The 21,162-nt window shown below is 71.1% G+C and carries 19 protein-coding genes and 1 tRNA gene; 5 read left to right on the forward strand and 15 right to left on the reverse strand.

All coding sequences use genetic code 11. The features are described from left to right. Positions 1-6: 6 nt before the first annotated feature. From ACZ4D5_RS25530 to ACZ4D5_RS25540, 3 genes are all read right to left on the reverse strand, one after another. Positions 7-831 carry an SCO1664 family protein gene (locus ACZ4D5_RS25530; protein ID WP_467774711.1) on the reverse strand — a complete coding sequence of 275 codons (825 nt, stop codon included), beginning with the start codon at positions 829-831 and terminating at the stop codon, positions 7-9. Further along, a complete protein-coding gene (locus ACZ4D5_RS25535) occupies positions 795-1,385 on the reverse strand; it encodes a DUF3090 domain-containing protein (RefSeq protein WP_362327382.1) in 591 nt (196 codons plus the stop codon). The genes ACZ4D5_RS25530 and ACZ4D5_RS25535 overlap by 37 nt, the downstream gene beginning before the upstream one ends. A gap of 85 nt (positions 1,386-1,470) precedes the next feature. Continuing rightward, entirely contained in the window at positions 1,471-2,157 is a 687-nt protein-coding gene (locus ACZ4D5_RS25540) for a histidine phosphatase family protein (RefSeq protein ID WP_467774712.1), read from the reverse strand. A gap of 62 nt (positions 2,158-2,219) precedes the next feature. On the opposite strand from ACZ4D5_RS25540, the gene corA reads away from it, so the two are divergent. Next, positions 2,220-3,218 carry a magnesium/cobalt transporter CorA gene (gene corA / locus ACZ4D5_RS25545; RefSeq protein ID WP_467774892.1) on the forward strand — a complete coding sequence of 333 codons (999 nt, stop codon included), beginning with the start codon at positions 2,220-2,222 and terminating at the stop codon, positions 3,216-3,218. A gap of 12 nt (positions 3,219-3,230) precedes the next feature. Here the strand turns inward: corA and ACZ4D5_RS25550 are convergent, their stop codons facing one another. Together ACZ4D5_RS25550 and ACZ4D5_RS25555 are read right to left on the reverse strand one after the other, a co-directional pair. Next, on the reverse strand, positions 3,231-4,019 hold the full coding sequence (locus ACZ4D5_RS25550) for a ferritin-like domain-containing protein (protein ID WP_467774713.1): 789 nt from the start codon (positions 4,017-4,019) through the stop codon (positions 3,231-3,233). Positions 4,020-4,244: 225 nt separating this feature from the next. Beyond that, complete coding sequence (locus ACZ4D5_RS25555; RefSeq protein ID WP_467774893.1) at positions 4,245-5,297, reverse strand: LLM class F420-dependent oxidoreductase; 1,053 nt, start codon at positions 5,295-5,297, stop codon at positions 4,245-4,247. Between the two features lie 215 nt (positions 5,298-5,512). On the opposite strand from ACZ4D5_RS25555, the gene ACZ4D5_RS25560 reads away from it, so the two are divergent. After that, positions 5,513-6,493, forward strand: a complete 981-nt coding sequence (locus ACZ4D5_RS25560; RefSeq protein WP_467774714.1) for an aldo/keto reductase — start codon at positions 5,513-5,515, stop codon at positions 6,491-6,493. Then, positions 6,490-8,772, forward strand: coding sequence for a helix-hairpin-helix domain-containing protein (locus tag ACZ4D5_RS25565; RefSeq protein WP_467774715.1), 2,283 nt, complete (start codon positions 6,490-6,492; stop codon positions 8,770-8,772). The genes ACZ4D5_RS25560 and ACZ4D5_RS25565 overlap by 4 nt, the downstream gene beginning before the upstream one ends. Positions 8,773-8,864: 92 nt before the next feature. Here the strand turns inward: ACZ4D5_RS25565 and ACZ4D5_RS25570 are convergent, their stop codons facing one another. After that, positions 8,865-9,614: a hypothetical protein gene (locus ACZ4D5_RS25570; RefSeq protein WP_467774716.1), complete on the reverse strand. Its 750-nt coding sequence runs from the start codon at positions 9,612-9,614 to the stop codon at positions 8,865-8,867. 47 nt (positions 9,615-9,661) lie between these two features. On the opposite strand from ACZ4D5_RS25570, the gene ACZ4D5_RS25575 reads away from it, so the two are divergent. Beyond that, the gene (locus ACZ4D5_RS25575) at positions 9,662-9,850 is read left to right on the forward strand and encodes a DUF5703 family protein (RefSeq protein WP_015032473.1); all 189 of its coding nucleotides are present in this window, start codon (positions 9,662-9,664) and stop codon (positions 9,848-9,850) included. A 157-nt stretch (positions 9,851-10,007) separates the two neighbouring features. On the opposite strand, the gene ACZ4D5_RS25580 is transcribed toward ACZ4D5_RS25575, so the two are convergent. From ACZ4D5_RS25580 to ACZ4D5_RS25590, 3 genes are all read right to left on the reverse strand, one after another. Continuing rightward, positions 10,008-10,850 carry a chaplin gene (locus ACZ4D5_RS25580; RefSeq protein WP_467774717.1) on the reverse strand — a complete coding sequence of 281 codons (843 nt, stop codon included), beginning with the start codon at positions 10,848-10,850 and terminating at the stop codon, positions 10,008-10,010. A gap of 139 nt (positions 10,851-10,989) precedes the next feature. Next, positions 10,990-11,223 carry a chaplin ChpH gene (gene chpH / locus ACZ4D5_RS25585; protein WP_362327364.1) on the reverse strand — a complete coding sequence of 78 codons (234 nt, stop codon included), beginning with the start codon at positions 11,221-11,223 and terminating at the stop codon, positions 10,990-10,992. Positions 11,224-11,407: 184 nt separating this feature from the next. Beyond that, positions 11,408-12,733, reverse strand: a complete 1,326-nt coding sequence (locus ACZ4D5_RS25590) for a M20/M25/M40 family metallo-hydrolase (RefSeq protein ID WP_467774718.1) — start codon at positions 12,731-12,733, stop codon at positions 11,408-11,410. A gap of 188 nt (positions 12,734-12,921) precedes the next feature. Between ACZ4D5_RS25590 and ACZ4D5_RS25595 the strand changes: the two genes are divergently transcribed. Beyond that, a tRNA-Leu gene (locus tag ACZ4D5_RS25595) sits at positions 12,922-13,009 on the forward strand. A gap of 96 nt (positions 13,010-13,105) precedes the next feature. On the opposite strand, the gene ACZ4D5_RS25600 is transcribed toward ACZ4D5_RS25595, so the two are convergent. The 6 genes from ACZ4D5_RS25600 to kdpF form a co-directional block, all read right to left on the reverse strand. Continuing rightward, on the reverse strand, positions 13,106-15,607 hold the full coding sequence (locus tag ACZ4D5_RS25600; RefSeq protein ID WP_467774719.1) for an ATP-binding protein: 2,502 nt from the start codon (positions 15,605-15,607) through the stop codon (positions 13,106-13,108). 27 nt (positions 15,608-15,634) lie between these two features. After that, positions 15,635-16,318, reverse strand: coding sequence for a response regulator (locus tag ACZ4D5_RS25605; protein WP_467774894.1), 684 nt, complete (start codon positions 16,316-16,318; stop codon positions 15,635-15,637). A 113-nt stretch (positions 16,319-16,431) separates the two neighbouring features. Next, positions 16,432-17,109, reverse strand: a complete 678-nt coding sequence (locus tag ACZ4D5_RS25610) for a potassium-transporting ATPase subunit C (protein WP_467774720.1) — start codon at positions 17,107-17,109, stop codon at positions 16,432-16,434. Between the two features lie 5 nt (positions 17,110-17,114). Further along, a complete protein-coding gene (gene kdpB, locus ACZ4D5_RS25615; protein ID WP_467774895.1) occupies positions 17,115-19,241 on the reverse strand; it encodes a potassium-transporting ATPase subunit KdpB in 2,127 nt (708 codons plus the stop codon). A gap of 23 nt (positions 19,242-19,264) precedes the next feature. Continuing rightward, positions 19,265-20,929 (reverse strand): potassium-transporting ATPase subunit KdpA, encoded by a 1,665-nt coding sequence (kdpA, locus tag ACZ4D5_RS25620; RefSeq protein ID WP_467774721.1) that lies wholly within the window; start codon positions 20,927-20,929, stop codon positions 19,265-19,267. Between the two features lie 8 nt (positions 20,930-20,937). Continuing rightward, positions 20,938-21,027, reverse strand: coding sequence for a K(+)-transporting ATPase subunit F (kdpF, locus tag ACZ4D5_RS25625; RefSeq protein WP_033264828.1), 90 nt, complete (start codon positions 21,025-21,027; stop codon positions 20,938-20,940). Positions 21,028-21,162 lie beyond the last annotated feature (135 nt).

The following is a 21,162-nucleotide window of genomic DNA, read 5'->3' on the forward strand; positions in this document are numbered from 1 at the left end:
GGGGGATCACACGGGCGGCCAGGGAATAGCGGGCCAGTCGCCGCTCGGCTCCGGATGGCGCCCGGACTCCAGGAGGGCGGCCACCCGCGCGCGCAGCGCCTCGGTCTCCGCGCCGGTGATCAGCGCGCCCAGCCGCTCGGCCAGGGCCGCGCCCTCCTTGAGCCCGTCCTGAAGGGCCTGCAGGACCTCGACGGCCTCACCGGTCAGCGGCTCCCCCGCCCACCCCCACAGCAGCGTGCGCAGCTTGTTCTCGGCGTGGAAGGTGACGCCGTGGTCGATGCCGTAGAGGCGGCCGTCGGCGGCGAGCAGATGGCCGCCCTTGCGGTCGCTGTTGTTGATCACCGCGTCGAGGACCGCGAGCCGCCGCAGCGCCACGTCGTCCGCGTGCACGAGCAGCGCCGTGCGCTCCTCGTCGACCTGGGCGAGGCCGACCGCCTTCCAGCCCTCGCCCGCCTCGTCGCCGTCCACCAGGGCGAGCAGTTCCGCGTCGCCCGAGGCGTCGATCCACAGCTGGCACATGCCCTCGCCGTGCGGTCCGTCCCGCAGGACGGTCGGCGGCACGAGGTCCCAGCCGGTGGCCCGCGACACCTCGTACGCGGCGACCTCGCGCTGCGCGAGCGTGCCGTCGGGGAAGTCCCACAGGGGGCGCTCCCCCGCCACGGGCTTGTAGACGCAGGCGGCCTCCTGGCCCTCGTACGCGACGGTGCAGTAGAGCACCGCGTTCGAGGCCTCACGGATGCGGCCGCGCACGGTCAGCTCGCCGCGGGTGAGGAGCGCGACGGGGTCGGCGACGGTCACGCTCCCCGCCGGTATCCGTTCTGGCGCGGGCATACGTGTCCTTCCGGGTCGAGCGGGAGGCTGCACAGCGGGCACGGCGGACGGCCGGCGTTCACGACGTCGAGGGCGCGCTTGGCGAAGGCGCGGGCCTGCGCTCCGGTGAGGCGGACGCGCAGCATCGGCGGGCCGTTCTCCTCGTCCTGCAGGAGTCTTTCCTCGGCCTCGGCGAGGTCGTCGTCGGAATCGGCGTCCAGCTCGACGAGCGCCTGGGCCTCGACGATCATCCGCTCCTGTTCGCCGTCCCAGGCGAGCGCCATCGTGCCGACGCGGAACTCCTCCTCCACGGGGGAGTCGAGCGGCGCGCTGTCGGTGATCTCGGCGGGCGCGACGGCCGGCACGGCGGCGTTGCCCCCGCTGCGGCGCACGACCTCGTCGAGAAGCTCCTCCATGCGCTCGGCGAGCGCGGCCACCTGGGTCTTCTCCAGGGCGACGCTGGTCACCCTGATCCCCGCGGAGGCCTGGAGGAAGAAGGTTCGCCGTCCGGGCAGCCCGACCGTTCCCGCGACGAAGCGCTCCGGCGGGTCGTAGAGGAACACCTGACGGGACACGTCCTGTCTCCATTGGATCGACTGCGATGGGACCGACTGCAAGGGGGCTGCTGTTTCAACCGCTTCACCCTACTGCGGGCGACGATCACGGTGCGCCCGCACCGCCCCCCACCGTGGCGTCGCCGCTCGGCGGCTGCTCGCGCGGCGCGAGGGAGGCGAAGTCGCCGGTGTCCCCGAGGCGTACGAGGAAGGGGCGCAGCCGGGTGTAGCGGATGACGGTGACGGAACAGGGCTCCACGGAGATGCGCTGGAAGAGGTCGAGGTGGAGCCCGATGGCCTCCGCGACAAGGGACTTGATGATGTCGCCGTGGGAGCACATCAGGTAGACGGCGTCCTCGCCGTGGTCGCGCTCCACGCGCGCGTTCCACTCGCGGACCGCCTCGGCCGCCCGTGTCTGCATGGCGCGCATGGACTCGCCGCCGGGGAACGCGGCGGCGGACGGGTGCCGCTGGACGACCTCCATCAGCGGTTCGTCGGCGAGCTCGGCGAGCTTGCGGCCCGACCAGTCGCCGTAGTCGCACTCACCGATGCGGTCCTCGGTGTGCGCCCGCAGTCCGGGCCGCGCGGCGAGCAGCGGCGCGACGGTCTCCCTGCAGCGCTGCAGGGGGCTCGTGACGACCTCGGCCAGGGGCAGCGCGGCGAGCCGTTCGGGCAGCGCCGCGGCCTGTGCGGCGCCTCGCTCGTCGAGGGCCACGCCGGGGGTCCACCCGGCGAGCAGACCCGCGGTGTTGGCGGTGGAGCGTCCGTGCCGGACGAGGATCAGCGTGGGCATGCGACTCAGCCTAAGCGCCCGTGGAGGTGCAACAGGTGGGGAGGCTGGGAACAATGCGCAGTGTGATTGTCGACTGCGCCATCTATCGCGAGGGCCGTCGGACCGAAGGCCCCCAGGACTTCTCCGACGCCCTGGACGAGGCGCGGGCCGCCGGTGACGCGTTCGTGTGGATCGGTCTGCACGAGCCGACGGAGGACGAGTTCGACACGGTCAGCCAGGAGTTCGGGCTTCACCCCCTGGCCGTGGAGGACGCCCTCAAGGCCCATCAGCGCCCCAAGCTGGAGGTCTACGACGACTCGGTGTTCATGGTCCTCAAGCCGGTCGTGTACGAGCCGGACAGCGACGCCGTCTCCTCCGGCGAGGTCATGATCTTCATGGGCGACTCGTTCGTGGTGACCGTCCGTCACGGCGAGGGAGCGCCGCTCGGCGTCGTGCGCCACCGCCTGGAGGCCGACCCCGACGTCCTCAAGCACGGCCCGACCGCCGTCCTGTACTCGATCGCGGACGCCTCGGTGGACCACTATCTGGAGGTCGCCGACGAGTTGCAGGCCGACCTGGAGGTCCTGGAGGCGGAGGTCTTCTCGCCGGACGGCGGGGGCTCGCGCAACACGGCGTCCCGGATCTACACGTTCAAACGGCAGATCCTCGAATTCCGCCGGGCCACGGGGCCGCTGGCGCTCCCCTTGGCACGCCTCTCCGGAGTGGGCCCCTTCGGCCCCGCGGTGCCGTTCGTGGACGAGACGGCCCAGCCCTTCTTCCGGGACGTCAACGACCACCTGACGCGCGTGAACGAATCCGTGGAGGGCCTGGACCGGCTGGTGTCGGACATCCTGTCCGCGCATCTGGCACAGATGAGCGTGCGGCAGAACGACGACATGCGGAAGATCTCGGCGTGGGCGGCCATGGCGGCGGTCCCCACGATGATCGCGGGGATCTACGGCATGAACTTCGACCACATGCCCGAGCTGCACTGGTGGTGGACCTACCCCGCCGTGATCCTCCTGATGGCCCTCCTGGAGGTCGTCCTGTACCGGATGTTCAAGCACCGGGGCTGGCTCTAGAGCGGTCCCGCGTCAGGCGAACTCGGGAGCGGACGCGGCGGGGCCGCCCAGTGCGTCGCGCCGCTCGGGCGTCTTCAGGGACACCATCCGCCGCCAGCCGCCGAGCCTCTCGTACCCGTACACGGCGTGGATGCCGGCGGCGAGCAGCTTCTGCTTGGCCGGGGACCAGCCGAGGATGCGCCCCATGTGGTCCATCACGGCGAGGCTCACGTCGCGGTAGACCCGGATCTCGGCGAGCGCGCACTCGCGCAGGGTGTGCTGGATGGCGCGGCCGTGCCCGGCGTACGCGAAGCGGAGCAACTCCTCGTGGCAGTAGGCGAGATGGTTGTCCTCGTCGTTGGAGATCATCCGCACCGCGCGGCCGATGTCCGGGTGGTCAGCGAAGTACTTGAGCAACAGCCGCATCTGTTCGGAGGCGCGCTGCTCCGTGACTCTGCTGTGGGCGAGGTAGGTGACGACGTCCTGCACGGAGAGCGGCTTGTCGGCCTTGAGCTGTTCGTGCGCGAGTCCGATGCCGTGCTTCTCCAGGAGCATCGTGTAGTCGGTCTCGTGCGGGACCTCGACCGGCTCCAGGCCGCGCTTCCTCATCAGCGCGTTGAAGATCCTGCCGTGCTTGTCCTCGTCGGCGCCGTGCCGGGCGATCTTGGGGGCGAGCGCGCGCTCGCTCTCGGGGACGAGGGCGGCGATGCGGCCGTTCTCCCATCCGCCCTGGGCCTCCCCGCTGGCCGCGATGGAGCAGAAGAGCCGGAACGACTCGTCGTGGTCGAGGATCTCTTCGAAGACACTCTTGGCCGACAGCATCACTGGCACCTCCATGCCCTGTGCGCGAACCTCCGCAAAGAAATAGTCAAGTGCGTGGTTCACCACTGGGCAACAGCTGTACGGGTCAGCTCCGCCGAACGAAGGACACCCACGGCGCCCGAGGCCGTAACCGCGGGCCCCGTGACGCGTTGTTCCCCGTGACGGCCGTGGCGGGGAAGACCCCCCGAGCCCCCACCACGGCCGCAGACTTCTCCGTCTCTCTCCTTACAGGCCCGCGCGCTCCAGCGCCTCGGTGCCGGCGCGCAGGGAGGCGATCCGGTCCTCCAGCGTGAAGCCCGCGGGGGCCAGCGTGAGCGTGGTGACACCGGCCGCGGCGTAGGCCCGCATCCGGTCGGCGATCCGGTCCACGGAGCCGAGCAGGGTCGTCGAGTCGATCAGCTGCCGCGGGACGGCGGCGGCCGCGCCCTCCTTGTCGCCCGCCAGGTACTTGTCCTGGATCTCGGCGGCCTCCTTCTCGTACCCCATGCGCCGCGCGAGCTGGTTGTAGAAGTTCTGCTTGCGGCTGCCCATGCCGCCCACGTACAGCGCGGTGTACGGCCGGAACATGTCGGCCAGGGCGTCGACCTGGGAGTCCTCGCCGACCGCGAGGGGCAGAGTCGGGACGACGTCGAAGCCCTCCATGGTCTTGCCGGCCTTCTCCCGCCCTGCGCGCAGGTGCTTGATCGCCGTCTCCTCCAGGTGCTCGGCGGCCGGGAAGATCAGCAGGGCGCCGTCGGCGATCTCGCCGGTCTGCTCCAGGTTCTTCGGGCCGATCGCGGCGACGTACAGCGGGATGTGCTCGCGCTGCGGGTGGACGGTCAGCTTGATGGGCTTGCCGGGGCCGCCGGGCAGCGGCAGCGTCCAGTGCTCGCCCTCGTAGGAGAGACGCTCGCGGGTCATGGCCTTGCGGACGATCTCGACGTACTCGCGCGTGCGGGCCAGCGGCTTGTCGAACTTCACGCCGTACCAGCCCTCGGAGACCTGCGGGCCCGAGACGCCGAGGCCCAGGCGGAAGCGGCCGCCGGAGAGCGAGTCGAGGGTGGCCGCCGTCATCGCGGTCATCGCGGGCTGCCGGGCCGGGATCTGGAAGATCGCCGAGCCGATGTCGATGCGCTCGGTGTGCGCGGCCACCCAGGACAGCACCGTCGCGGCGTCCGAGCCGTACGCCTCGGCGGCCCAGCAGACCGCGTAGCCCAGCTTGTCGGCCTCCTTGGCGACCGCGAGATTGTCGGCGTCCATTCCGGCGCCCCAGTAGCCGAGGTTGATCCCGAGCTGCATGGCCGATCCCCTAACCGATGTACTCATGAGTAACGTCCCTGTGCCGGGGACTGTAGCGCGCGGCGCCTGATCCGTCAGTGACGGATCGAACGCGTGCCGGAACGGGGCCGGCACAGAGGCCGCATCCCCTCGAACCGGGGGTCGAGTTCTCCACAATCGCTGGTTTGTCCACAGCCTCGCCCGCCGCGGGGATCCGGCCAGTAATCTCAGCGCCCATGGAGCAGAGGCATCTCGGCCGGACCGGCCTGCGCGTGTCCCGCATCGGACTCGGCACCCTCACCTGGGGTCACACCGAGGAGAACGACGCCGCCGACCTGTTGAAGGTGTTCTGGGAGGCGGGCGGCACCCTCGTCGACACGGCCGATGTGTACGGCGACGGGGAGGCCGAGTATCTGCTCGGACGCCTGATCGAGCGGCTCGTGCCGCGGCGCGACCTGGTCATCTCGACCAAGGCGGGCAGCGTGCCGGACCCCGAGCGCCGCTTCGACGGCTCCCGGGGGCATCTGCTGGCCGCGCTCGACGCCTCGCTCGCCCGTCTCGGCACGGACCACGTGGACCTGTGGCAGGTGCACGCCTTCGATCCGGACACGCCTCTGGAGGAGACGCTGCAGGCCCTGGACATCGCGGTCAGCAGCGGTCGGGCCCGCTATGCCGGGGTCTCCAACTTCTGCGGCTGGCAGCTCGCCAAGGCCGCGACGTGGCAGCTCGCGCTCCCGGGCACCCGCACCCGCCTGGCCGGGGCGCAGATGGAGTACTCCCTGCTGCAGCGCGGCATCGAGCGCGAGGTGCTGCCCGCGGCGGTCGACCTCGGGGTGGGCCTGCTGCCCTCCTCCCCCCTCGGCCGGGGCGTGCTCACCGGGAAGTACCGTCACTCCACCCCCGCCGACTCGCGCGGCGGCTCCGACCAGATGGCGCCCTTCGTCGCGCCCTACCTCGACGACACCGCGAGCCGCATCGTCGACGCGGTCGCCACGGCCGCGGACGGCCTCGCGGCGAGCCCGCTCCAGGTCGCCCTCGCGTGGGTGCGGGACCGCCCAGGGGTGACCGCCCCGATCGTCGGCGCGCGCAACGCGCAGCAGCTCACGGCCGCATTGTCAGTGGAGACCCTTAGTCTTCCTGACGAGATCTGCCAGGCGCTCGACGACGTGTCGGCGCCCGTGCACCGCTATCCCGATCACGACTGGAGCACCCTGTGAGTACGGAACCCGCTGCCGCGGAGGAAACCGCGCCGGGGACGCCGGACGCCGCGGCCACGCCCCCCGGCGAAGCCGCGACCGACGCCACACAGGCCGCCGAGAACATCCCGCGCGCCGAGCAGGAGCCGGACGCCGGAGCCGAGCCGGAGCCGACCCCCGAGGCGACGGAGGACGGGGCCGAAGCCGCGCAGGGCGCCGAGGAAGCGGCCGACGGCGGAGCCGCGGAGGGGAGCGAAGGCGCGGCCGAGGTCTCCGAGGCCGAGGCCGAGATCGCCGCGCAGCGGGAGCTTCGGGAGCGGATCGAGCAGCGGAAGGCGGCGAAGCAGGGGCCGGTCGAGGCCGGGGCGAAGCTGAGCGGGACGGCGGCCGATCTGCTGGCCGCCGTGCGCGCCGTGGAGAGCGGCGAGAAGCCCGTCGCGAGCGCCTTCCGGGAGCCGGAGCCCGCGCCGCGCAGGCCCGCGCCGTCCCCCGCCCCCGAGCCCGTGCGCCCGCAGCCGTCCGCGGCCGCGGTGGCGCCCCCGGAGGAGGCCGTCGCCGCGGTCCGCGCCGTGCTCGCCGAGGGCGGTGCCCCCGCCGCGCTCGCCGCGCCCACGGCGGCCGCGCTCGGCGAGGGTGCCGAGGAACGACTGCGCGCGGACCCCTGGCAGTTGCTGCGGGTCACCGGTGTGCGGCCCGAGCAGGCCGACGGCTTCGCCAGGGCCCTGCTCGGCCCGGAGTGCGGGCCCGACGACGAGCGCAGGGGCCGCGCCGTCACCGTGTGGCTGCTGGAGCAGGCCGCCGTCGCGGGGCACACGGCGCTCGACGCCGCGGCCCTGACCGCGGCGCTCGGGCAGCGCTCGGTGCCCGACCCGGACGCGGCCGTGCAGAGCGCCCTCGCCGAGGGTGACGCCCTGGTCTTCCAGGACGCCGTCGAGGGCACCGAGCTGCCGGTCCAGCGAGCCGGGGAGGACGGCCAGGAGGGCGCCGACGAGGAACCGGAGCGCCCGGTCCGCGTCCTGATCGGCCTCGAGCGGTACGCACTGGCGGAGGAGAGCCTCGCCGACGGACTCGCCCGCGTGATCAACTCCCTGGCGAAGGACGACGCTTCCGGCCCCGCGGACGCCGACTGGGAGGCCGCCGCGGCGCAGGCGTCGGGCTCCACCGCCGAGCTGATCCGCGCCGTCGCCGGGCACGGCCTCGTGCTGCACTCCGGCGGCGAGGCGGCCCGCGCCGAGCCCGCCGCGCTGGTGACCGCCGCCGCGGCGCTGGGCCTGCGGGTGTGCGCCGCGGCCCACAGCGCCGACGGCCGCCGCCGCCTCGCGCGGGCCACGGGCTCGGACGAGACCGCGGTGACCGTGGCGGGGCTGCTCTCCGGGGCGCAGGGCCCCGGGCGCGACGCGGACGGCGCGCTCGCGCTCGACCTCCTGGTCGTCCTGGACGCACCGCAGTTGGACGTGGAGACCGCGGCGATGCTCGTGGAGTCCCTGCCGGACGGCGCCCGCCTGGTGCTCGCCGGGGATCCTGGCGTGCTGTGGTCGGCGGGCCCCGGCCGGGTCTTCGCGGACCTCGTCGCCGCGCGCTGCTGCCCCCAGGTCGTCTCGCGCACCCCGGACCCCGGCCCCATCGGGGAGTTGACGTCCGGCATCGGCATCGGCGAGCTGAACCAGGTCGACGCCCCCGGCAAGGAGGTCGTGCTCGTCCCCGTGCGCGACGCGGCCGAGGCGATCCACCGCACCGTGCAGCTCGTCGCGGACTCGGTGCCGAGGGCGATCGGGGTGCCCGCCGAGCAGACGCAGGTCATCACGCCGGGACACGGCGGCGCCGCGGGCACGCGCGCGCTCAACACCGCGCTCAAGGAGCGGCTCAACCCGGGCCCCGGCCGCTTCGGCGGCTTCGACCCCGGCGACCGGATCGCCCACGTCCCGGCGGCGGGCCGCACGACGCTCGGCCGTGTGGTGCGGGCCGACGCGGAGGGGCTGCACCTGGAGTGCGACGGCGCCCCCGTCGTCGTACGCAAGGAGCGGGTGGAGCAGGAGGTGCGGCACGCCTGGGCGCTCACCGCGCACCAGGCGACGGGCCTTCGCTGGCCCGCCGTGGTCGTGGTGCTGCCGGGCGACGCCGCGCAGTCGCTGACCCGGCCGTGGGTGTACACCGCGTTCAGCCGCGGCGAGCGGCATCTGTCGGTCGTGCAGGGCGTGGAGCAGGCGCTGCCGCGCGCGGTGGCGGAGCGCCTCTGGAAGGACCGCACGACGCGCCTGCAGACCCTGCTGCGCCCACAGGTGCCGACGGCGGCGGTCTGATCCCGCCCGTCGGACGACGATGAGCCCCTCCTCGGGGAGGGGCTCATGTGCTCGCAGGAGCGATTCGGCGCGGCCGGCGGTGTCGGCGGGGGTCAGTGACCGGCGCCTCGCGCGCCTCCCGCACCGCGGGTCTCGTCGTCCCTGTCCTCTTCGTCGATCTCGTCGATCGGCACCGCCACGTCCGGGTCGATGTCGACGTCGTCCGTGTCGAGACCGTCCAGGCCGTCGTCGTCGAGTTCGTCGTCGAAGACCGCGCTGACGTCGAAGCGGCACACCACCCGGTGCGGGTCGACCTGGTCGAAGGCGGCGTCGAGCCACTCCCCCGGCTCGGCGGGGGTGTCCGCCGCCGTGACCCAGAGCGTGGAGTCGCCCTCCTCCAGGCCGAACTCCTTGTGGCGCGAGGCGATTTCGTCCGGTTCGAACTCCCCGAAGAGGACACCGAGCGCGCCGTGCACGGTGTCGGCGGGGCCCGTCCCCTCCTCCCCGCCCGCGTCGAGGTCGGCGACCCGCTGGGCCTGGGCGAGGAGTCGCTGCGGCTCCGCCACGGCGTAGTCACGGCGGATCAGCACGCTGAGCGCGTTCGCCTCCTCCGGGCCCTGGTACGGCGGCAGCGCGTCCTCCGTGCCGGGGATCTCGAAGGGCGTGACCTCGTCGTAGCGGTCGTAGAGGAGTTCGTCGTACTCCTCGGCCGCCGCGGCGAGTTCGTTGAACGCCTCGTACACGGCCGGATCGTCCTCGCCCGACCTGCGTTCGACCGCGGCCAGGTGGCGGTCGAGCGCGGTCTTGACCGCCTCGGCGGCGGCACGTACCTCGGCAGCGGTGGGCTGCGCAGCATCAGACATAGTGCAGACGCTATCCGTACCGGGCCCATGCCCGCACAATAGATGCGATGCCGGAATACGAATTTGTCGACGTGTATGTACCGCGCGGGGTCTCCCGCAAGGAAGCCACGCGCCTGCTGACGGACCACGCGGAGTACGGACACTGGGAGTTGGACCGCCTGAGCCTGCACCGCGACGGCAGCCGCAGGGTGCGGCTGAAGCGGCGGATCATCCGCCAGGTGAGGGCCACCTGGTGAGCACGGACAGGGGCGGCTGAACAAAGAAGCGGCGAACGAGGAGAAGCCGGGAAGGCGCAGAGGACACAGAGAGCTCGGCGCGGGCCGCGAACAGGGAAACGGAGCGGGCCCCGCTGACGCGGGGCCCGCTCCGTTCCTGCCTGCTCGGCCGCGTGACTCAGGCGGTCGCCCGCGCCCTGCGGTAGAGCACGGTGCCCGCGATCAGCGCGCCGGCGCCCACCGGCAGCGCGAGCCCGAGCGGCACCTCACTGCCGGTCTCCGCGAGCTGCGACGTCCCCTCGGGCGGGGTGACGATCTGCGTGCCCGGGTGGTTCGACGTTCCGCGATCGACCGGGTTCTCCGGCTTCTGCGGGTTCCCGGGCCGCTCGGGCTTGCCGGGCTGTTCCGGCTTGCCCGGCTGCTCGGGGTTGCCGGGCTGCTCGGGCTTGCCGGGCTGCTCGGGCTTGCCGGGCTGCTCGGGGTTGCCCGGCTGCTCGGGGTTGCCCGGCTGTTCCGGCTTGCCCGGCTGCTCGGGTCCCGTCGGGGGCTTCTCGCCGCCCGGCGGGGTCACCGAGTCGTCGGACTCGTTGGCGCAGTCGTTGCCCGCGGTGGTGTTGCCGAGGCCGCCGATGGTGACGCTGTTGCCGCAGACGTTCACCGGGGCGTTGACCGGCAACTGCACGTTGTTGCCCGAGGCGACGCCGGGTGAGTCGCTGGTGCGGCCCTCCGCCTTCGCGCCGCCGCCGGAGGGCTTGTGCGAACCGCCGCCCCCGCCGCCCGAGGTGTTGACGCAGTTGTTGCCCGCCGCGGGGTTGAGGACCCCGACGACGTTCACGGTGTTGCCGCACACGTTGACCGGAACGTCAACGGGAACCTGGACGGAATTGCCCGCCAGTACGCCGGGGGAATTCGAACTGCTCCCCTTGGCACCCGAGTCCGCGTGTGCGTAGCCACCGCTGACGGCGAGTACGCCGGTCGCGGCCGCCACGGTGATCAGGCCTTTGCGCGTGACCTGTCGCATAGCTGTTCCCTGCCTTTTACCTTCCGGAGTACGTCCGGGCCTCCTTGCCAGGACGCGGAATGCCCGACGGCCCCGGAGCGCATGGCGCGCGCTCCGGGGCCGACGGACTCAGACCCTCAAGGGGTGAGGCACAACAACGTCACTTGTTGATGCAGGTGTTGCCGAAGGTGGGGTTCAGCAGCCCGATCACGGAGACCGTGTTGCCGCAGGCGTTCACCGGCACGTGGACCGGCACCTGGATGACGTTGCCCGAGACAACACCGGGGGACTTCACGGCGGCACCCTGGGCACCGGCGTCGGCAGCGGCGACACCCGCACCAGCGAGCACGAGACCACCAGTGGCAGCCGCAGCAGCGACGACCTTCTTGATCATTTTTCCTCCTTGTTGGCAAATGCAGTCCCAGCCGCGGACTGCATCACCTGTAACGAGGAGAAACTTATGGGGCTACGAGCCTATGGTTCCTTTCACTCTTTTCAGTCAAGTACGTACGCGCTGGCGATTATTGGAGTGTCGTTTCAGCGCGCGAAACGGCCGATTCCCATCAGGAAGCGTCGCTTCAGGACGCGTCGATGAAGCGGTCGAGGACCCGGACGCCGAACTTCAGGCCGTCCACCGGCACCCGCTCGTCGACGCCGTGGAACATGCCCGCGAAGTCCAGCTCCGGCGGCAGCTTGAGCGGCGCGAAGCCGAAGCCGCGGATGCCCAGGTCGTCGAAGGACTTGGCGTCCGTGCCCGCGGAGAGCATGTACGGCACGGCGCGGGCGATCGGGTCCTCGGCCCGCAGCGCCGTCTGCATGGCGTCGACCAGAGCGCCGTCGAACGTGGTCTCCAAGGCCTTGTCCGCGTGCACGTCCTCGCGCCGGACGTTCGGACCGAGGATCCGGTCCAGGTCGGCGAGGAACTCCTGCTCGAAGCCGGGCAGGAAGCGGCCGTCGACGTGCGCGGTGGCCTGTCCGGGGATCACGTTCACCTTGTAACCGGCGCCGAGCTGCGTCGGGTTGGCGGTGTTCCTCAGGGAGGCGCCGATGAGCTTGGCGATGCCGCCGAGCTTGGCGAGCGTCTCGTCCATGTTCTCCGGGTCGAGCTCGGTGCCCAGGGCGTCGCCGAGCTCGTCGAGGAAGTGGCGCAGCGTCTTGGTGACGCGGATCGGCCAGTCGTACCGGCCAAGGCGCCCGACGGCCTCGGACAGCTCGGTGATCGCGTTGTCCTTGTGGATCATCGAACCGTGGCCGGCGGTGCCGTCCACGGTCAGCTTCATCCAGTGCATGCCCTTCTGCGCCGTCTCGACGAGGTAGAGCCGCAGGTTCTCGTTGACGGTGAAGGAGAAGCCGCCGACCTCGCTGATCGCCTCCGTACACCCCTCGAAGAGGTCGGGGTGGTTGTCGACGAGGTGCCGCGCGCCGTACGTACCGCCGGCCTCCTCGTCCGCGAGGAAGGCGAGGACGATGTCGCGCGGGGGCTTGCGGCCGGTGCGCATGCGCTCGCGGATCACCGCGAGGGTCATCGCGTCCATGTCCTTCATGTCGACGGCGCCCCGGCCCCACACGCAGCCGTCCGCGATCTCGCCGGAGAAGGGGTGGTGCGTCCAGTCCGCGGCGTTGGCGGGCACGACGTCCGTGTGGCCGTGGATGAGGAGCGCGGGCCGCGAGGGGTCCTCGCCCTCGATCCGCGCGACCGTGGAGGCCCTGCCGGGGTGGGACTCGAAGATCTTCGGTTCGAGGCCCACCTCGGCGAGCTTCTCGGCGACGTACTCGGCGGCCTTGCGCTCCCCCGGGCCCGAGTGGTCGCCGTAGTTGCTCGTATCGATCTGGATCAGTTCGCGACAGAGGTCGACGACCTCGTCCTCACCGGTGACGGCCTTGCCCGTGCTGGACCCGCTCACGCTGGTTCCTCCCGCATTCGCTGCTGGTGGTCCCCTTCATCCTCTCTCTCCCCGGCCTCGGGCCCAAGGGCGGGCGGGCGTCGTCATCAGCCGTTCACAGGGGGAGGCGGGGGTGATCGAGTACCCCCTGAAGCCTGGTAATGTTCTCTGTGTCGCCGCGGGAAACACCCCGCGAAGACAGACACCTTGTCCGGGTGGCGGAATGGCAGACGCGCTAGCTTGAGGTGCTAGTGCCCTTTATCGGGCGTGGGGGTTCAAGTCCCCCCTCGGACACCAGCAAAGACCCCAGTCGTCGACTGGGGCCTTTCGCGTGCCTCTTTCGTACGCGGCCGCTCTCAGTGCGTCTCCCCCCTACGTCGCCGCGTCTCCCCCTTACGTCGCCGCTCGCAGCGTGAGCGCCATGGTGAGGCCGCCGCCCGGGGTGTCCTCGGCGGTGAGCGTGCCGTCCATCGCCTCCGTGAAGCCGCGGGCGACCGCGAGACCGAGGCCCACGCCCGCGCCGCGCGGGGCGTCGCCGTGGCGCTGGAAGGGCTCGAAGATCCGCTCCTTGGCCTCGTCGGGGACGCCGGGGCCGCGGTCCACCACGCGCAGTTCCACGCGGTCGGCGATGGCGCTGGCCGAGACCAGGACGCGGGAGCCCTCGGGGCTGTACTTCACGGCGTTCTCGACGATGTTGGCGACCGCCCGCTCCAGGAGCCCCTTGTCGACCGTGACCATGGGCAGGTTCTCGGAGATGTCCAGGTCGACGCTGCCCTCCGGTACGCCGCCGAGGGCCATGGGGACGACCTCGTCGAGGTCGATCTCGCGGATCAGCGGGGTGACGGTGCCGGTCTGCAGGCGGGACATGTCCAGGAGGTTGCCGACCAGGTGCTCCAGGCGGTCGGCGCCCGCCTCGATGCCTTCGAGGAGCTCGGCCTCGTCCTCCTGCGACCACTCCACGTCGTCGGAGCGCAGGGAGGAGACGGCGGCCTTGATGCCCGCGAGCGGCGTCCGCAGGTCGTGGCTGACGGCGGCGAGCAGGGCGGTGCGGATGCGGTTGCCCTCGGCGAGCGCCCGGGCCTGGTTGGCCTCGCCCTGGAGGCGCTGGCGGTCCAGGACCACGGCGGCCTGCGCGGCGAACGCGGCCAGCACGCGGCGGTCCTCGGCGGGCAGGACTCGGCCGGACAGGGCCAGCGCCATGTGGTCGCCGACCGGCATGTCGACGTCGGCGTCCTCGGGGCGTTTGAGGGGGTGGCCCTCGCCGACGCTGCCCGCGCAGGTCCAGGGCTCCACGTCGCTCGCGCGTTCCAGCAGGGCGACGGACTCCATGGCGAAGGTCTCGCGGACGCGTTCCAGCAGGGCGTCCAGGCTGGTCTCGCCGCGCAGCACGCTGCCCGCGAGGAAGGACAGGATCTCCGACTCGGCGCGCAGCCTGGCCGCCTGCGCGGTGCGCCGGGCGGCGACGTCCACGACGGAGGCCACCGACACCGCGACCCCTATGAAGATCGCCAGGGCGACGATGTTCTTCGGGTCGTTGATGGTCAACTCGCCGATGGGCGGCGTGAAGTACCAGTTCAGGAGCAACGAGCCGAAGGCCGCCGAGGCGAGGGCCGGCCAGGCGCCGCCGAGCAGGGCGGCCGCGACGGTCAGCGAGAGGAAGAGCAGCATGTCGTTGGCGAGGCCGACGTCGGGTGCCATGGCGCGGAGCACCGCGGTGAGCAGCACCGGGCCCGCGACGCCGATCAGCCAACCGGCGAGGCGGCGGGTGCGGCCGAGCCGCGCTCCCCTGGCCACCGGGAGGCCGCGGCCGCTGCCGACCGCGTCGTGCGTGACGAGGTGGGCGTCGAGGTCGGGACCGGAGTCGCGGGCGACGGTCGCGCCGACGCCGGGCCCGAAGACGTACTGCCAGCTCTTGCGGCGGGAGACGCCGAGGACGATCTGGGTGGCGTTCACGCCGCGCGCGAAGTCGAGCAGCGCGGCCGGTATGTCGTCGCCGATCACGTGGTGGAAGGTGCCGCCGAGGTCCTCCACGAGGGTGCGCTGGACGGCGAGTTCCTTGGGCGAGGCCGAGGTGAGGCCGTCGCTGCGGGAGATGTAGACGGCGAGGACCTCGCCGCCCGCGCCCTTCTCGGCGAGGCGGGCGGCGCGGCGCAGCAGGGTGCTGCCCTCGGGGCCGCCGGTGAGGCCGACGACGATGCGCTCGCGGGAGCCCCAGATCTTCTTGACGCGGTGCTCGGCACGGTACTCGTTGAGGTACTCGTCGACGCGGTCCGCGGTCCACAGGAGTGCCAACTCCCGCAGGGCGGTGAGGTTTCCCGGCCGGAAGTACTTGGAGAGGGCGGCGTCGACCTTGTCGGGCTTGTAGATGTTGCCGTGCGCCATGCGGCGGCGCAGCGCCTGGGGCGACATGTCGACCAGCTCGATCTGGTCGGCACGGCGCACCACTTCGTCCGGCACCGTCTCCTTCTGACGTACGCCGGTGATCGACTCGACCACGTCGCCGAGCGATTCCAGGTGCTGGATGTTGGCGGTGGAGATGACGTCGATGCCGGCCGCGAGGAGTTCCTCGACGTCCTGCCAGCGCTTGGCGTTGCGCGAGCCGGGGATGTTGGTGTGCGGGAGCTCGTCGACCAGGGCGACGGCGGGGCGGCGTGCCAGGACCGCGTCGAGGTCCATCTCGGTGAACACCGAGCCGCGGTACTCCAGTCGCCTGCGCGGGACGATCTCCAGGCCGTGCAGCATGACCTCGGTGCGCGGCCGGTCGTGGTGCTCCACGAAGGCGACCACGCAGTCGGTGCCGCGCTCCACGCGGCGATGGGCCTCGGAGAGCATCGCGTACGTCTTGCCGACGCCGGGAGCCGAGCCGAGGTAGATGCGAAGCTTGCCGCGTGCCATGGGTGGGTGAGTCCGTCCGCCGGGTGGTCAGCTCTCGAAGCGGTATCCCATGCCCGGCTCCGTGATGAGGTACCGGGGGTGGGAGGGGTCCGCTTCCAGTTTGCGTCTCAACTGGGCCATGTAGACCCGTAGGTAGTTGGTCTTGGTGCCGTACGAGGGGCCCCACACGTCCTGCAGCAGCTGCCGCTGGGTGATGAGGCGTCCGGGGTGGCAGATGAGTATTTCCAGGAGCTGCCACTCCGTGGGGGTCAGGCGTATGTCGCGGCCGCCGCGGGTGACCTTCTTGGCGACCAGGTCGACGCTGAAGTCGTCGGTGGTGACCACGACGGTCTCGTGGGCGGCGGGGGCCGATTCGGTGCGGCGGACGGCGGCGCGCAGCCGGGCGAGGAGTTCGTCCATGCTGAACGGCTTGGTGATGTAGTCGTCGGCGCCCGCGTCGAGGGCCTCGACCTTCTCGTCGGAGGCGCGCCGGGCGGTGAGGACCAGGACCGGTACGCGCGTCCAGCCGCGCAGCGCCCTGAGCACGTCGATGCCGTCCATGTCGGGCAGGCCCAGGTCGAGTACGACGACGTCCGGCTGCCGGGCGGCGGCCAGGCGCAGGGCGGTGGCTCCGTCGGGGGCCGCGTCCACTCCGTACTTGCGCGCCTGCAGGTTGATCACGAGTGCCCGTACGAGCTGTGCGTCGTCCTCCACCACAAGGACCCGGGTCATCGGTGTGCCGCCTTCTTCCCCGTCGGTGTGGGTGTGCGTGTCGTGGCCGCGGGAGCCGGCGGTGCCGGGCGTGTGCCCGGTCCGTCGGCTCCCGCCGGTGACGGTTAAGCCCATCAGCCCTTCTCGGTCAGTTCCTTGAGGGCGACGTTGAGCTGGAGGACGTTGACGCGCGGCTCGCCCATGAAGCCGAGGATCCGCCCGTCGGTGTGCTCGTCGACCAGCTTCTCGACCTGCGCGACGTCCAGGTGGTTCCTCGCCGCGACGCGGTGCGCCTGGAGGTCGGCGTACGCCGGGGAGATGTGCGGGTCGAGGCCGGAGCCCGAGGAGGTGACCGCTTCGGCGGGCACGTCGGAGGGCTTCACCTTGTGGTCCGCGGTGGAGTTGTCCTTGATGACGGCCGCCTTGGCGTCCTTCACCTGCTTGATCAGGTCCTTGTTGTCACCGGAGAGGTTGGTGGCGCCGGACACGATCAGGTCGTACCGCGTGTTGACGCCGTTGGCCCGGTTGGAGCCGAGGCCGTTGGACGGGCGCGGCTGGAACCACTTGAGGTCCGGCTCGGGCGTCTCCTGGCCCTTCTTGAGCGGCAGGTCGTAGCGCTGGCCGATGAGTTCGGAGCCGACGACCTCGCCATCCGCCTTCACCTCGGAGCCGTTGGCCTTGTCATGGAACAGGGCCTGGGCGACGCCGGTGACCGCGAGCGGGTAGATCACGCCGCAGATCACGGTGAGGACGAGGAGGGCGCGCAGGCCTGCTCCTATCAACCGGGCTGTGTTTCCTACGGAGTTGTTCATGGCGGTCAGCCGATCCCGGGGATGAGGGAGATGAGTACGTCGATGATCTTGATGCCGATGAACGGGGCGACGAGCCCGCCCAGGCCGTAGATGCCGAGGTTGCGCCGGAGCATCCTGTCGGCGCTCATCGGCCGGTACTGCACGCCCTTCAGGGCGAGCGGCACGAGGGCGATGATGATCAGCGCGTTGAAGACGACCGCGGAGAGGATCGCGGACTCGGGCGACGACAGGCCCATGATGTTGAGCTTGTCGAGCGAGGGGTAGGCGACCGCGAACATGGCGGGGATGATCGCGAAGTACTTCGCGACGTCGTTGGCGATCGAGAAGGTCGTCAAGGCACCCCGGGTGATGAGGAGTTGCTTGCCGATCTCGACGATCTCGATGAGCTTGGTCGGGTTGGAGTCCAGGTCCACCATGTTCCCGGCCTCCTTGGCGGCCGAGGTGCCGGTGTTCATGGCCACGCCGACGTCCGCCTGGGCGAGCGCGGGGGCGTCGTTGGTGCCGTCGCCCGTCATCGCGACCAGCTTGCCGCCGGCCTGCTCGCGCTTGATCAGCGCCATCTTGTCCTCGGGCGTGGCCTCGGCGAGGAAGTCGTCCACGCCCGCCTCGTCCGCGATCGCCTTGGCGGTCAGCGGGTTGTCGCCGGTGATCATGACGGTCTTGATGCCCATGCGGCGCAGTTCGTCGAACCGCTCGCGCATGCCCTCCTTGACGACGTCCTTGAGGTGGATCACCCCGAGGACCCGGGCACCGTCAGCGTCTTCCAGAGCCACAAGCAGCGGCGTGCCACCAGCCTGTGAAATCCGGTCGTTGAGTTCCTGCGCATCCTCGGCGACCTCGCCACCACGTTCCTTGACCCAGGCGATGACCGAACCGGTCGCGCCCTTGCGCACCTTGCGTCCGTCGACGTCCACACCCGACATCCGGGTCTGCGCGGTGAACGGCACCCACTCGGCGCCGGTCAGCTCGCCCTGGTGGCGTTCGCGCAGGCCGTACTTCTCCTTGGCGAGTACGACGATGGAGCGGCCCTCGGGGGTCTCGTCGGCCAGCGACGAGAGCTGGGCGGCGTCCGCGACCTCGGCCTCGGTGGTGCCGCGCACCGGCACGAACTCGGCGGCCTGGCGGTTGCCGAGGGTGATGGTGCCGGTCTTGTCGAGCAGCAGGGTCGACACGTCGCCCGCGGCCTCGACGGCCCGGCCCGACATGGCGAGGACGTTGCGCTGGACCAGGCGGTCCATGCCCGCGATGCCGATCGCGGAGAGCAGGGCGCCGATGGTCGTCGGGATCAGGCAGACGAGCAGCGCCGTCAGGACGATCATCGAGGTCTGGTCGTCGGCCCCCGCGTAGATGGCGAAGGGCTTGAGGGTGACGACGGCGAGCAGGAAGACGATGGTGAGGGACGCCAGGAGGATGTTCAACGCGATCTCGTTGGGCGTCTTCTGCCGGGCCGCGCCCTCGACCAGGTTGATCATGCGGTCGATGAACGTCTCGCCGGGCTTCGTCGTGATCTTGATGACGATCCGGTCGGAGAGGACCTTCGTACCGCCCGTGACGGCCGAGCGGTCGCCGCCCGACTCCCGGATGACGGGGGCCGATTCGCCGGTGATCGCGGACTCGTCGACGGACGCGACGCCCTCGACGACGTCGCCGTCGCCGGGGATGATGTCGCCCGCCTCGCAGACCACCAGGTCGCCGATGCGCAGCTCGGTGCCGGGGACGGACTCCTCGGCGGAGCCGTTCAGGCGGCGCGCGACGGTGTCGGTCTTGGCCTTGCGCAGGGTGTCGGCCTGCGCCTTGCCGCGGCCCTCGGCGACGGCCTCGGCGAGGTTGGCGAAGACCGTGGTCAGCCAGAGCCAGACGGTGATCGCCCAGCCGAACCAGTCGGTCGGGTCCTTGAGCGCGAGCACGGTGGTGACCACCGAGCCGATCAGGACCACGAACATGACCGGGGACTTGACCATGACGCGCGGGTTCAGCTTGCGGAACGCGTCCGGCAGGGACTTCAGGAGCTGGGCGGGGTCGAAGAGACCCGCGCCGACCCTGCCCTCGTCGGCGGACTTGTGGCCGGTGGGCACGTCCTGGTGCGGAGCGAGGGTGGCGACCGAAGCGGTGTCCGGTCCGTTCCCCTCCATGGCTTGGTTCTTGGTGTTTGTGCTCATGACGCCAGCCCCTCGGCAAGCGGTCCCAGCGCGAGGGCGGGGAAGTAGGTGAGACCGGTGATGATCATGATCGTGCCGACCAACAACCCGGTGAACAGCGGCTTCTCGGTACGCAGGGTGCCCGCCGTCTGCGGGATCGGCTTCTGCTCGGCGAGGGAGCCCGCGAGCGCGAGGACGAACACCATCGGCAGGAAGCGGCCGAGCAGCATGGCGAGACCGATCGTGGTGTTGAACCAGTTCGTGTCCGCGCTCAGGCCGCCGAAGGCCGAACCGTTGTTGTTGGCGCCGGAGGTGAAGGCGTACAGGATCTCGGAGAAGCCGTGCGCCCCGGAGTTGAGCATCGAGTCCTTGGGCGTGGACAGCGCCATCGACACGGCCGTGAAGCCGAGCACGAGCGCCGGGGTGACGAGGATGTAGCAGGCCGCCAGCTTGATCTCGCGGGTGCCGATCTTCTTGCCCAGGTACTCCGGCGTACGGCCGACCATCAGACCGGCGATGAACACGGCGATGATCGCCATGATCAGCATGCCGTAGAGGCCGGAGCCGACGCCGCCGGGCGCGATCTCGCCGAGCTGCATGCCCAGCATGTTGATGCCGCCGCCGAAGCCGGTGTTGGAGGAGTGGAAGGAGTTGACCGCGCCGGTGGAGGTGAGCGTGGTGGCGACCGAGAAGATCGCCGAGCCGCCGATCCCGAACCGGGTCTCCTTGCCCTCCGTCGCGCCGCCCGCGAGGTCGAACGCCGGGCCGCCGTGGTGGAACTCGGTCCACATCATCAGGGCGGTGAAGCCGATCCAGATCGTCGCCATCGTGGCGAGGATCGCGTAGCCCTGCCTGACCGAGCCGACCATCCTGCCGAAGGTGCGGGTCAGCGCGAACGGGATCACGAGGATCAGGAAGATCTCGAAGAGGTTCGAGATCGGGTTGGGGTTCTCGAAGGGGTGGGCGGAGTTGGCGTTGAAGTAACCGCCGCCGTTCGTGCCCAGCTCCTTGATGACCTCCTGCGAGGCGACCGCGCCGCCGTTCCACTCCTGCCTGCCGCCCATGAACTGGCCGACCTCGTGGATGCCGGAGAAGTTCTGGATGGCGCCGCAGGCGACCAGGACGAGCGCGCCGATCACGGAGATCGGGATCAGGACGCGGACCGTGCCGCGCACCAGGTCGGCCCAGAAGTTGCCGAGTTCACCGGTGCGGGATCGGGCGAAGCCGCGTACGAGGGCGACCGCCACGGCGATCCCCACGGCCGCCGAGACGAAGTTCTGCACGGCGAGGCCGCCGGTCTGCACGACGTGGCCCATGGCCTGTTCGCCGGAGTACGACTGCCAGTTGGTGTTGGCCACGAAGGACGCGGCCGTGTTGAACGCCTGGTCCGGGTCGATGGCCTTGAAGCCGAGCGAGCCGGGCAGCGAGCCCTGCAGGCGCTGCAGCAGGTAGAGGAAGAGAACGCCGACCGCGGAGAAGGCGAGGACACCGCGCAGGTAGGCGGGCCAGCGCATCTCCGTGTCGGGGTTGGCGCCGATGGCCTTGTAGATCCACTTCTCGACGCGAAGGTGCTTCTTCGAGCCGTAGACCCGGGCCATGTAGTCGCCGAGCGGGCGGTAGGCCAGGGCGAGCGCGGCTATCAGGGCGAGCAGCTGGAGCACACCAGCAAGGACGGGGCTCATATCCGTACTCAGAACCTCTCCGGGAAGACGAGGGCGAGGACGAGATAGCCCAGGAGGGCGACGGCCACGACGAGGCCGACGATGTTCTCGGCGGTCACAGCTTGGTCACCCCCTTGGCGACAAGTGCCACCAACGCGAAGACCGCGATCGTGGTGACGACGAAGGCCACGTCGGCCATCGTGAGCTCCTGTAAGGAAGTGGACGGGTGAATTGCTTGGTTCGGCGGTCAATCG

Source organism: Streptomyces sp. NPDC025651 (genome assembly GCF_055558735.1).